The sequence below is a fragment of the Marinobacter sp. G5_S1_61_S3 genome, from assembly GCF_054968585.1.
Window position 1 is genome coordinate 195,445 of record NZ_JBQKUK010000001.1, and the last position, 12,845, is coordinate 208,289.

8 protein-coding genes are annotated in these 12,845 nt (G+C 59.1%); all 8 read left to right on the forward strand.

All coding sequences use genetic code 11. The features are described from left to right. Positions 1 to 123: 123 nt before the first annotated feature. The 8 genes from ACTRWH_RS00840 to ACTRWH_RS00875 all read left to right on the forward strand — a co-directional run bounded on the left by ACTRWH_RS00840 (position 124) and on the right by ACTRWH_RS00875 (position 12,781). Positions 124 to 2,238: a 3-hydroxybutyrate oligomer hydrolase family protein gene (locus ACTRWH_RS00840; protein WP_462825766.1), complete on the forward strand. Its 2,115-nt coding sequence runs from the start codon at positions 124 to 126 to the stop codon at positions 2,236 to 2,238. 114 nt (positions 2,239 to 2,352) lie between these two features. After that, entirely contained in the window at positions 2,353 to 3,798 is a 1,446-nt protein-coding gene (locus ACTRWH_RS00845; RefSeq protein ID WP_227517830.1) for a sigma-54 interaction domain-containing protein, read from the forward strand. Positions 3,799 to 4,124: 326 nt separating this feature from the next. After that, entirely contained in the window at positions 4,125 to 5,177 is a 1,053-nt protein-coding gene (locus ACTRWH_RS00850) for a TRAP transporter substrate-binding protein (RefSeq protein WP_041332765.1), read from the forward strand. Positions 5,178 to 5,294: 117 nt separating this feature from the next. Continuing rightward, entirely contained in the window at positions 5,295 to 5,933 is a 639-nt protein-coding gene (locus tag ACTRWH_RS00855; protein ID WP_462825767.1) for a TRAP transporter small permease subunit, read from the forward strand. After that, entirely contained in the window at positions 5,933 to 7,297 is a 1,365-nt protein-coding gene (locus ACTRWH_RS00860; RefSeq protein ID WP_288352132.1) for a TRAP transporter large permease, read from the forward strand. The genes ACTRWH_RS00855 and ACTRWH_RS00860 overlap by 1 nt, the downstream gene beginning before the upstream one ends. Positions 7,298 to 7,309: 12 nt before the next feature. Further along, complete coding sequence (locus tag ACTRWH_RS00865; RefSeq protein ID WP_041332767.1) at positions 7,310 to 8,089, forward strand: 3-hydroxybutyrate dehydrogenase; 780 nt, start codon at positions 7,310 to 7,312, stop codon at positions 8,087 to 8,089. Between the two features lie 16 nt (positions 8,090 to 8,105). Continuing rightward, positions 8,106 to 10,097, forward strand: coding sequence for an acetoacetate--CoA ligase (locus tag ACTRWH_RS00870; RefSeq protein ID WP_462825768.1), 1,992 nt, complete (start codon positions 8,106 to 8,108; stop codon positions 10,095 to 10,097). 440 nt (positions 10,098 to 10,537) lie between these two features. Continuing rightward, entirely contained in the window at positions 10,538 to 12,781 is a 2,244-nt protein-coding gene (locus tag ACTRWH_RS00875; RefSeq protein WP_085678157.1) for an NADP-dependent isocitrate dehydrogenase, read from the forward strand. The last annotated feature ends 64 nt before the right edge of the window (positions 12,782 to 12,845 follow it).

Sequence of the window (12,845 nt, forward strand, 5' to 3'; positions counted from 1 at the left end):
AAAGCAATGAAAATCAACGTTCTGCTGTATTGGCACAGGATACGCATGGCCCCTGTCATGGTACCCGGCTTCGTTCGTGTACGCCGGGTTCTCATGTCTAACAAAAACAACAGGGAACAACCTATGAAAACGCTATTTCAGTACACGCTGATTGGTGCGGTGGCTCTGACGGGTACCGCCTGCAACGACAGCAGCAGCAAGAAACCGTTCAACCAGCTCCCGGGATTCATCCAGGGAGAGGTCCATTCCACTCAGTATGATGGCGTCACCGATGATCTCCTGACCGGTGGCCTTGGCGCCAGCGGCCTGGCCAGTGCAACGGCACCGGCCTTTGATGATCCGCTCAACCCCACGCCTGAAGAACTCCGGACGCTGGCCATCTACAACAACTATCGGGCTCTTGTGGACACCGTGCCCGGTGGTGGTTACGGCGAATTCTTTGGTCCCCAGGTCGATAGCAGTGGCGAGGGGCTGATTGCGGGTAATGAATACCTGGCCTACATGGCGGTTAATGGCAGTGATGTGCCGGTGACCGTGATGGTCCAGGTTCCGGCCAGTTTCGACCCCGAGCACGCCTGTATGGTAACGGCGCCCTCGTCCGGCTCCCGCGGCATATACGGCGCAATCGGTACCGCCGGCGAATGGGGCCTGAAGAAAGGCTGCGCCGTGGTCTACACCGACAAGGGCACGGGAACCGGTTCCCACAACCTGGCCACCAACTCTGCCCAGCGTATCGACGGTACTCTTACCCAGGCGGATGAGCCGGTGCAGTTCCGGGCCGATCTGGATGCCCAGGCGCGGGCTGATTTTGATGCCGCCTGGCCGGACCGTTTCGCCTACAAGCACGCTCACTCCAAGGCCAACCCCGAGGCTGACTGGGGGCGGCATGTACTGCAGTCGATTGAATTCGGCTTCTATGTGCTGAACGAGGAATTCGGGCAGGAAACCGGAAATGGTCGCAAAGTGATCAAGGTGAAGCCGAAGGATACCCTGGTGATTGCGTCCAGCGTTTCCAACGGCGGTGGGGCTTCGGTCCGTGCCGCTGAGCTTGACGATAAGGGGCTGATCGACGGGGTGGCGGTGTCGGAGCCCAACGTCAATCCGCAGGTGGATACCAGCTTTACCATCCGCCAAGGCAGTGGCCCCGAACTGGCCGAACACAGCCGCAGCCTGCTGGATTACACCACGGCGCTGGCGGTGTATCAGGGTTGCGCGAACATTGCACCGGAAGTGCGTGATGTGGCGCCACTGAACGCCACATTCAACAACTTCACGATTGCGGAGAACATCTGTAACTCACTGGCCAACAAGGGCCTGGTGACAGGCGCTACCACCGACGACCGCGCCTCCGATGCGCTGCGCATCCTGGAAGAGGAAGTGGGTATCCAGCCGGAGCAGAACCTGCTGGCACCGGTTCATTTCGGGCTGGCGGTTGCCCAGAGCATCTCCACCACCTATGCCAACGCCTACGGTCAGGCCGGTGTTGAGGACAGGTTGTGTGATATCAGCCTGGCGGCTACGGGGGCTGGCGGAGCGGTCACGCCGATCACTGCGGCGCAGGAAGCAGCGCTGTTCTCCGCGAGTAACGGTATTCCCCCCAGTGCCGGGGTGAATCTGGTGTACGACGGTGCCGAAGGCCAGCCCGCCAATCTGAGTGCCAGTGCATCGCCCAGCACCAGTCAGCAGGATTACGGTCTGGATGCTCTGCTGTGTCTGAGAAGCCTTGCCCTGGGCACCGATGCCGTGACCGGAAGCCCGCTGTCGGGTGATGCCGCGGAATGGTCAGAGCGTATTGCTGATGGCGTTGAGCAAATTCGCGCGTCTGGCAACCTGCGGGGCAAGCCAACGGTCTTTGTGACCGGTCGTGCCGACGCCATCCTGCCCATCAACCACACCTCGCGGCCCTATTTCGGGCTGAACCAGCGGGTTGAGGGCAGCAACAGCAAGCTGAGGTATTACGAGATTCTCAATGCCCATCACCTGGATGTCCTCAACGGCTTTCCGGGTATTGCGGACCGGTATGTGCCGCTGCATCACTACTTCTTCCAGGCCCTGGATCTGGTGTGGGCGAACCTTGCCGACAAGCAGGCATTGCCGCCCAGTCAGGTGGTCAGAACGGTACCGCGTGGCGATATGGCCACCCCTCTGTCTGAGGCTAACCTGACCCCGATCGATCCTGCCCCGGATGCCGGCGACCGCATCGTGTTCGCTGACGATCAGGTACAGATTCCAGACTGACACCCCTGTCGGTCGGCCCGGGCAGGTTCCGGGCCGGCATTGTTTGCCCCTGTTCCGGGGGCGCCATATACTTCCGTCTCTGCACCCGGTTCGCCGGGTGCTCTGGATATTGCCATGAATAACATCCAACCCGGTGGTACAGGGTACATGACAGAGCTGTTTACCGAGAATAACAAGAGTGGCCTGACCAGGGATCTGATCGAGGCACTGTTTCCCATGTTTGAGGAAGCCAGTGCCGGCGCGATTGCGGTTGACCATCAAAGCCGTATTACCTGGATCAACAACAGTTATGCCCATCTGCTCGGGTTGGAAGACCCCAGGGCCGTCATCGGTAAACCTGTTCGCCAGGTGATTCCCCAGAGTCGTATGCCGGAAGTGGTGGAAACCGGTAAACCCCTGCTGCTCGACATTATGGAGCACAGCAAGCAACAACTGGTGGTGACCCGGCTGCCGTTTTATGACGACGAAGGGCGCATCATGGGGGCGGTGGCGTTTGTGCTGTATGACGACCTGCAACCGCTGACGCCGTTGGTGGCCAAGTACCGTCGCCTGCATCAGGATCTGGCGGCTGCTCGTAAGGCGCTGGCCAAGAAGGCGCGTGGCACTCGCTACAACCTCGCCGACTTTGTGGGTGCCAGCCCCGCAGCACTGGAGGTCAAGCGCCGGGCCCGGTTGGCGGCCGGCCGTGACATGCCGGTGCTGCTGCTGGGTGAAACCGGCACCGGCAAGGAGGTGCTGGCGCAGGCCATTCATTCCGTTTCTACCCGTGCCGACAAGCCTTTTGTGGGCGTGAACGTGGCTGCGATTCCAGACAACCTGCTGGAAGCTGAATTTTTCGGCGTAGCACCCGGAGCCTACACCGGGGCGGATCGCCGCACCCGGGAAGGCAAGTTCCAGCTCGCCAACGGCGGCACCCTGTTTCTGGATGAAGTCGGGGATATGCCACTGCCGTTGCAGGCAAAACTGCTGCGGGCGTTGCAGGAAGGTGAGATTGAGCCTCTGGGCTCCAACAAGGTGGCCTCGGTGGATGTGCGGGTCATTGCCGCGACCAGTCGCAACCTGGAGGCGATGATTGCCGAAGGTGAGTTCCGGTCGGACCTGTATTACCGGCTGAACGTGCTGGAAATCCCTATTCCTCCGTTGCGGGACCGCCTGGCCGATCTGGGCGTGCTGTGTGAGGCCCTGCTGGGTGAAATCTGCGACGGTCTGGAGATGCGGGGTGAAATCACCGACGCTGGTGTGGCAGCTTTGGGCGGTTACGACTGGCCCGGTAATATCCGTGAGCTGCGCAATGTGCTGGAGCGGGCCCTGACCATGGGTGAAGACGGTGGTCTGCTGGACGCCGATGCCATTTTCAAGGTGTTGCCCCGCAATGGCAACCGGCCAGCCTCATCGCTGGTGCCACAGCCAGTGCGTCCACTGGCTAAAACCCTGGCCGATGCCGAAGCCCAGGCAATTGAAGAAGCGTTGGTCGCCAGTCGTGGTAATCGTACCCGGGCAGCCAAACTGCTGGGTATTTCGCGTTCGGTGCTTTACGAAAAACTCGCCAAGATGTCCTGAAATCAGGACGCCTGTCCTGTTATCCGTACAAACCCCTACGACGGATGTCTATATGCGTCCGGTTTTCCGGACTATCTATCATGTGCGATGTCTTGCCTCGTTTTTATCTGTTTGATAAATAACAAAATATTGTGATTGGCACAGTGCCTGCTATATCCCGGATGCAGGACGTCAGAACAACGCAGAAAACAAGACTGGCGCTATCGTTGGACCCAAAACACATCTTGTCTGTCTCGTTTCCTGCGATGTCTGACTACACTCAGATAAGGCCCGTCGGGAACGTTCCTGTTTGGCCGAATACAACAACAATGCTAGGAGACTTGCCAATGAAACTCTTCAAGGCACTTACCGGTATCGCCGGTGCGATCGCCCTGACTACCGGATCGGCGTTCGCAGATGACCTGCGCTGGAAAATGCCGGTCGCCTTCGCTACTAACCTGCCTGGCCTGGGGTCACCTGCCGCCTGGGTCGCTGAAAACCTCAATACCGCTTCCGATGGCAGCATCCAGGTTCGTGTTTACGAGCCCGGCAAGCTGGTTCCCCCGTTTGATATTCTGCAGTCGGTTTCCGATGGCAAGGTATCCGCCGGCTACACCTGGATTGGTTACGATCAGGGCAAGGTGCCAGCGATTCCCTTGTTTGCCGCCGTTCCGTTCGGCATGAAGCCACCTGCCTATATCGGCTGGTATTACTTCGGCGGTGGGCATGAAATGCTGCAGGAAACCTATGCCAATAAAGGCTTCGATGTACACGCACAACTGTGCGGCATCATTGGGCCTGAAACAGCGGGTTGGTACTCCGACCCCATCGAAACCCTGGAAGACTACAAAGGCCTGAAGATCCGCTTCGCCGGTCTGGGTGGCAAGGTTCTGGAGAAGCTTGGCGCGTCCGTCACCATGATGCCCGGCGGCGAGCTTTACCAGGCACTGGAGAAAGGCACCATTGATGCCACCGAATTCTCCATGCCCGCCATCGACCAGATTCTCGGCTTCAATCAGGTGGTCAAGTACAACCTGTTCCCGGGCTGGCACCAGCAGTTCACGGCTCAGTATATGCTGATCAACAAGGATGAGTGGGCTCGTGCGACTGACGCCCAGAAGGCGCTGGTTGAGGCTTCTTGCACCGCAGCGACCACGCGTGGTCTCGCAGAAGGCGAGTACAAGAACGGCAAGGTTCTGGCCGAGTTCCAGGACAAGGGCGTTCAGGCCGACCAGATCCCCCGCGACGTTCTGCTCAAGCTGAAGGAAGTAACTCAGGAAGTGCTTGAGGAAGAAGCCTCCAAGGATGCCGACTTCAAGCGCGTCTATGAAAGCCAGCAGGAGTTCATGGAATCCTACAAGGTGTGGGACACCCGCGCTTATGTTCCGGCGGATCTGTAAGGTCCGGGGCCGACCCCGAGATGCCGGCCAGAGCGTCGGTATTCTCTGATCAAGTCTGGATGGCCCTTCGGGGCCATCCTTGTTTCACAATCGGCTTTCTGAGTGAGGAACTGTTGTATGACGGTGTCTGGTAAAGGCTCACCGCAGAACGTGCGGCCATCGGTGTCTGACACCGACGAATTTCTCCACCACCATACGGAGCTGCCGACAACCCGCGTCAGTCAATGGATGGACCGCGTGATCTCGGCAATCGGCAAGGGAGCTTCGTGGCTCTGGGTGGTGGTCACTGGCGTTATTATCTGGGCCGTCGTTGGCCGTTATGCGTTCGGTCAGGGTTCGGTCACGCTAGAAGAGGTCCAGTGGCACCTGGCGGGCATCGGCTGGTTGCTGGGGCTGGGCTACACCCTGGTGGTGGATGACCACGTTCGGGTGGACGTTCTCCATGAGCGGCTGTCTCTGCGAGGTCAGGGCTGGGTTGAACTGCTTGGCCTGCTGTTCCTGCTGATGCCCTTCCTGGGGCTGGCGATTTACGAGATGGTTCCCTACGCCTTCAGTTCCTGGCAACAGGGCGAAACCAGTCAGGCACCGGCCGGGCTGCCACATCGTTGGTTCCTGAAAGCCGTCCTGGCGCTGTCATTTATCCTTATCGCCTTGGCCGCACTGTCGCGCCTGCTGAAAGTGACGGCATTGCTGTTCGGTTTTCCAAAGCCAGTCCGGGTCGAGTCCGGGAATAACAAGAAAGAGGATGCGTCCTGATGGAGCTTGAAACCCTGTTTGTAATCGGCATGTTCCTGACGTTCGGGACATTGTTGATGACCGGTTATCCGGTGGCCTGGGTGCTGGGTGGCACGGCCGTCATCTGGACGGTGGTCGGTGTTGTTGCGGTAGAGAATTTTGGTGCCAACCTCTGGTTTGATTACCCCTCATCAATGGGCCTCGTGCCAGAACGAATCTGGAGCATCGTTAACAGCGAGACCCTGGTGGCGCTGCCCATGTTCATCTTCATGGGCATCATGCTGGATCAGTCCGGCGTTGCCGAACGATTGATGAACAGCATGGTAAAACTGTTTGGTGCCGTGCGTGGCGGTTATGCCGTGACGGTGATTGTGATCGGCGTACTATTGGCCGCAACCACCGGCATTATCGGTGCGTCGGTGGTGCTTCTGGGTATGTTGTCCCTGCCGGTGATGATGGAGAACAAATACGACAAGGGATTTGCCGTCGGTACCGCCTGTGCCACCGGCACTCTGGGTATCCTGATTCCACCGTCCATCATGCTGGTGCTGATGGCGGATCGACTGGCGGTCCCGGAAGCCTCTGTGGGCGATCTGTTTATGGGCGCGTTTCTGCCCGGTCTGCTGCTGGGTGCGATGTACGTTGGCTATGCGATGATTCGTCCGATGTTGCAGCCGAATATTGCTCCGGTGCCCGAGGGTACGGAGAAAGTGTCCTGGAGTATTGTCTGGGAAGTTGCCAAGGCGGTTTTGCCCACGGCGGCGCTGATTCTCGGTGTCCTGGGCTCTATTTTCGCTGGCATCGCCACTCCCACCGAAGCCTCTGGTGTTGGTGCTCTGGGTGCGTTGCTACTGGCTCTGATGTCCCGACGACTGACGCTGAAAGTGCTGAATGCGTCGTTGCAGCAAACCACCCGCACGGCCGCTTTCATCTTCGCAATTTTCCTCGGCGCAACGGCGTTTTCCGTGGTGCTGCGGGGCCTTGGCGGTGATGCTGTTATCGAAGAGGCCCTGCTCGGCCTGCCGTTCGGTCCCTATGGCGTGGTTCTGACCATTCTGTTCGGGGTGTTCCTGCTGGGATTCTTCCTCGATTGGGTTGAGATCACCCTGATCATCCTGCCGTTGGTGGCACCGGTGGTTCAGCAACTGGGCTTTGATTTGGTGTGGTTCACCATCCTCTTCGCCATGTGCCTGCAGACGTCGTTCCTGACGCCACCTGTCGGCTTTGCACTGTTCTACATCAAGGGTGTGGCGCCGCCGGAAATCAAGGTGACCGACATCTACAAGGGCGTCATACCCTTCATCATTATTCAGCTGGTGGCTCTGGCGATTGTCTTCCTGGTGCCCGAAATCGCGACCTGGCTGCCTAGCGTGGCTTACGACTAAGGAGAGAGAAACATGCGTCTAGAAAACCGGATAGCCCTGATCACCGGGGCAGGGCGCGGAATTGGCCGGGCCATAGCCGAACAATATGGCCGTGAGGGCGCCCGGGTGGCCGTGGCCGACCTAACCCTGGAAAGCGCCCAGGACGCCGTTGATGCCATTGAAAAGGCAGGGGGCACCGCCATGGCCCTGGCCATGGACGTTACGGATGAGAAGGCGGTTGACCAAGGCGTGGCCGCCATCGTGGAAAAATGGGGTGGCCTCGACGTGGCCCTGGCCAACGCCGGTATCCAGCATATCGACCCATTGCATAAACTGGCCTTTGCCGACTGGCGTAAAGTGATGAATGTTCATCTGGACGGGGCGTTTCTGGTAACGCGAGCAGCCCTCAAACAGATGTACGCCAGTGGGGGCGGGACCATGTTGTACATGGGGTCTGTCCACTCCCTGGAAGCGTCTCCCCTCAAGGCGCCCTACGTGGCGGCGAAGCACGGCATGCTGGGCCTGTGCCGGGCGGTGGCGAAAGAGGGGGCCGAGCATGGTGTGAGTAGTAACATCATCTGCCCCGGTTTTGTCAGAACGCCCTTGGTGGACAAGCAGATCCCGGAGCAGGCCAAGGAGCTGGGCATTTCCGAAGAAGAGGTCATCAGTAAGGTTATGCTGAAGAATACCGTCGATGGCAAATTCACCACCCTGGAAGACGTCGCCGAGCTGGCAGTGCACCTGGCGGCCTTCCCCTCGGCGGCACTCACTGGCCAATCCATTGTGGTCAGTCACGGCTGGCATATGCAGTAAGCAACAGGAGAGACGGATGAGCAACACAGAACAATCACCAGTGGTCTGGTCTCCTTCGCAGGACACACTGAAACACTGCCAGATGGGCCAGTTCCAGGGTTGGCTGGAGCAACAGGGTTTCGGCCCGTTTGCCGATTACCACGCCCTCCACCGGTGGTCCATTGAGAACCTAGAGACCTTCTGGCAAAAGGTATGGGACTACTGTGGCCTGGTATGCGACACGCCAGCCGATGCGGTTCTGGGCAAACGTGATATGCCCGGCGCGGAGTGGTTCCCCGGTATGAAACTCAACTTTGCGGCCAACCTGCTGCGGTTGGCGGAAGGCGACCACGCCGAGCGCGAAGCGGTTGTGGCCTACTGCGAAACCCGCCCGGTACTGCGCCGCACCTACGCTGAATTGAAAGCGGACACCGGTGCCCTGGAAGCCTTCCTGCGCAACAAAGGGATTCGACAGGGTGACCGCGTGGCCGGTGTGGTCACCAATGGTTATGAGGCCCTTGTGGGTATGTTGGCGGCCACCAGCCTGGGCGCCGTCTGGAGTTCCGCGTCACCGGATTTCGGCGTGGGCGCCATCCTTGATCGCTTCGGCCAGATTGAGCCGGCAGCGCTGATCGTGGTCAACGGCTACGGCTATGGCGGCAAGGTCTTCAACCGCCAGGATGACTTCGCCGGCCTGATTGACGGCCTGCCCAGCCTGCGCTGCGTTGTCAGCATCGAACAGCTGCCAGGCGAACCCGCCGTCGCTGGCGACAAGGTCACCCACTGGGATGAGGCCCTTGCCGAGGGACAGGGCCAGGCGCCCTCCTTCACACCGTTGCCACCGGAGCACCCGGTGTACATCCTCTATTCCTCCGGCACCACCGGCAAACCCAAGTGCATCGTGCATGGCAACGCTGGCCTGCTGGTCAACCACGCCAAAGAACTGATGCTCCATGGCGATGTCGGCCCCGACGACCGCTTCCTGTACTTCACCACCTGCGGCTGGATGATGTGGAACTGGCAGGCGTCTGCCCTACTGACTGGCGCGGCCGTCATCACCGTCGACGGCTCACCTGGCTACCCGGACCTGAACTATCTATGGCAGGTGGTGGCCGACGAGAAAGTCACCCATTACGGCACCAGCGCACGGTTCATCGCCGGCTGTCGCAAGGCTGAACTGGCCCCGGCGAAAAACCTGGACCTGACGGCCTTGAGAGTCGTCTTCTCCACTGGCTCGCCCCTGTTGCCGGAAGACTATGACTGGATCTACAGTGACGGCGCCCCCAACGTATTGCTGGGCTCCATCGCCGGCGGCACCGACATCTGCGGCTGCTTCGTGGGCTCCACACCGCTGTTGCCGGTGCGCCGTGGCGAAATCCAGTGCCGCTTCCTGGGCGTTGACGCCGTGGCCTACGGCGACGACGGCCAGCCCGTCAGTGGCGGCCGAGGCGAACTCGTCTGCCGGCAGCCGCTGCCTTCCATGCCCGTCGCCTTCTGGGACGACCCCGGCAACGAGCGCTATAAAGACGCCTACTTCAACACCTTCCCGGATGTCTGGGCCCACGGCGACTTCATCGAATTCACCGAACACGGCGGCGCCGTCATCTACGGCCGTTCAGATGCCACCCTTAACCCGGGCGGTGTGAGAATCGGTACCGCTGAGATCTACCGCCAGGTGGAAACCGTGGCGGAAGTCAAAGACAGCCTGGTTGTTGGTCGTCAGATCGAAGGTGACGTGGAAGTGGTCTTGCTGGTGGTCCCGGCAGAGGGCCAGGCCCTCACCGACGACCTTCAGAAAAACCTCAAAACCCGCATCCGCCAGGGCGCAAGCCCCCGCCACGTACCGAAACACATCATCCAGGTGCCGGATATTCCCTACACGCGCAGCGGTAAGAAAGTGGAGCTGGCGGTGGCGCGCCTGATCAACGGTTCCAACAAAGCCGACAACCGGGATGCTCTTGGCAATCCGGAGGCGTTGGACCGGATTCGTGATTGCCTGGAAGAGGTGGAGTTGTTGCCGAAGGGGTGAATTTGCCGTTGGATCGGCTGTCGGGGATTACGCCTTCGGCCAATCCAATCTTGTATCGGCCCCGTGGCGGGCATGCAAGGAGTTTGCCGAGCGTTGGAGGTGGGGACAACCAAAACTGTGCGGAGCCATGGATGGCGGAGCCCAAGCGCCACACGGACGTGCTTGAGCGTGTTTTGGTTGTCCCCACCTCCAGCGCGACACTCCCAAACCCAAATGTCCGAAAGTTTCGTAAATTCCTGCCTTTTCATCACCCTGTAACGGCTTTTAGCGAACTTTTAGTCGGTTCTTATACTAAGATCGTAACCAGAATTGGCAAAAAAATGCTATCTTAGTAGGTCTATCAAAAGTTCCCGAATCAGTCATCGCTCAAGCCAGACGTTCACAAGACGGCTGACCCTGCGGTGACCGTCCTGAACTCACCCATCAGCCTGAGGACGAAAATGACATCATCCAAAGCCAAGATCATTTACACACTGACCGATGAGGCCCCCGCCCTCGCGACACGGTCACTTCTTCCCATCCTCGAAACTTACGCCAAGCCCGCAGGCATCGAGTTCGGCACCAGCGACATCTCGCTTGCTGCCCGTATTCTCGCGCTCTTCCCTGATTACCTGGAAGAAAAGCAACAAGTTCCGGACGACCTCAAAGAGCTGGGTGACTACACCAAGGACCCGGAAGCCAACATCATCAAGCTTCCCAACATCAGTGCCTCAATTCCCCAGCTGCGGGCTGCCATCAAGGAGCTCAATGACCAGGGTTACAACGTTCCCGAGTACAAGGAACACCCTGAGTCTGACGAAGAGAAAGAAATCCATGCCCGCTACTCCAAAGTACTGGGCAGCGCTGTAAACCCGGTGCTGCGTGAAGGTAACTCCGACCGTCGTGCCCCCACAGCAGTCAAGGCCTTTGCCCGCAAACACCCCCACACCATGGGCGAGTGGAGCCCGGCGTCACGCACCCACGTGGCCCACATGCGCGGCGGTGATTTCTACTCCAACGAACAGTCTCTGACACTGGACAAGGCCACCAACGCCCGTATCGTTTTTGAGAACGCCAAGGGTAAGCAGACCGTTCTCAAGAGTGAACTGGCACTGCAGGAAGGCGAAGTGCTGGACGGCATGTTCATGAGCTGCAAAGCACTTCGCAAGTTCTTCGATGATTGCATCGAAGACTGCGAGAAGACCGGCGTGATGTTCTCCCTGCACGTCAAAGCCACGATGATGAAGATCTCCCACCCGATCGTCTTCGGTCACGCGGTAAAGATCTTCTACAAGGAACTGTTCGACAAGTACGGTGAACTGTTCGACGAGCTGGGCGTGAACCCCAACAACGGTCTTTCCAGTGTGACGGACAAAATCAAGCAACTGCCGGAGTCCAAGCAGGAGCAGATTCTGGAAGACCTGCACGCCTGCTATGAGCATCGTCCGGAAATTGCCATGGTAGATTCCGTCAAGGGCATCACCAACCTGCACGTACCCAGCGACGTCATTGTTGATGCCTCCATGCCGGCGATGATCCGTAACTCCGGCAAGATGTGGGCCCGGGACAACAAGCTCAAGGACACCAAAGCGGTGATGCCTGAGAGCACCTACGCCACCATCTACCAGGAAGTGATCAACTTCTGTAAGACCCACGGCGCGTTTGATCCCACCACCATGGGCACGGTGCCGAACGTTGGCCTGATGGCGCAGAAGGCTGAAGAGTACGGCTCCCACGACAAGACCTTTGAAATCAAGGAAGACGGCATCGTTCGTGTCATCGCTGAAGACGGCGCCGTGCTGACCGAGCACAAGGTCGAGAAGGGCGACATCTGGCGTGCCTGCCAGACCAAGGATCTGCCAATCCGCGATTGGGTCAAGTTGGCGGTTAACCGCGCCCGCGCTACCGGCATGCCAGCCCTGTTCTGGCTCGACGATGAGCGCCCGCACGACGCCGAGCTGATCAAGAAAGTGGAAATGTATCTCAAGGAACACGATACCGACGGCCTGGACATCCTCATCAAGTCGCCCGTACGTGCCATTCGCTGGACCATGGAGCGACTGATTCGTGGTCTGGATACTATCTCCGTCACTGGTAACGTCCTGCGCGACTACCTTACCGACCTGTTCCCGATCCTGGAGCTGGGCACCAGTGCCAAGATGCTGTCCATCGTGCCCCTGCTTAACGGCGGCGGCCTTTACGAGACTGGTGCTGGCGGTTCCGCGCCGAAGCACGTTCAGCAACTGCTGCAGGAAAATCACCTGCGCTGGGACTCGCTGGGCGAGTTCCTGGCCACGGCTGTTTCCCTGGAAGAACTGGGTGAAAAGCAGAACAACGAGCGGGCGCGCCTGCTGGGCCTGACCCTGGACAAAGCCACTGAACGCCTGCTGGAGAACAACCAGTCGCCGTCGCGCAACACCGGTGAGCTGGACAACCGCGGCAGCCACTTCCACCTCGCCCGTTACTGGGCGGAGGAACTGGCCAACCAGGATGACGACAAGGATCTGAAGGACTTCTTCGCCAAGCTGTCGAAGCAACTGGAAGACAACAAGGACAAGATCCTGGAAGAAATGAGTGTGATCCAGGGCCATCCGGCCGATATCGGTGGTTACTATCACCCACCGGCCGAGAAAGTCTGCAAGATCATGCAGCCCAGCGAGACCTTCAACCGCATTCTTGAAGAGGCTCGCGCACAGGTGAAGTAAGCTTACAAAGCCTGGCAAAACCCGGACGGTGGAAACACCCTCCGGGTTTTTTTATGCCTCATCA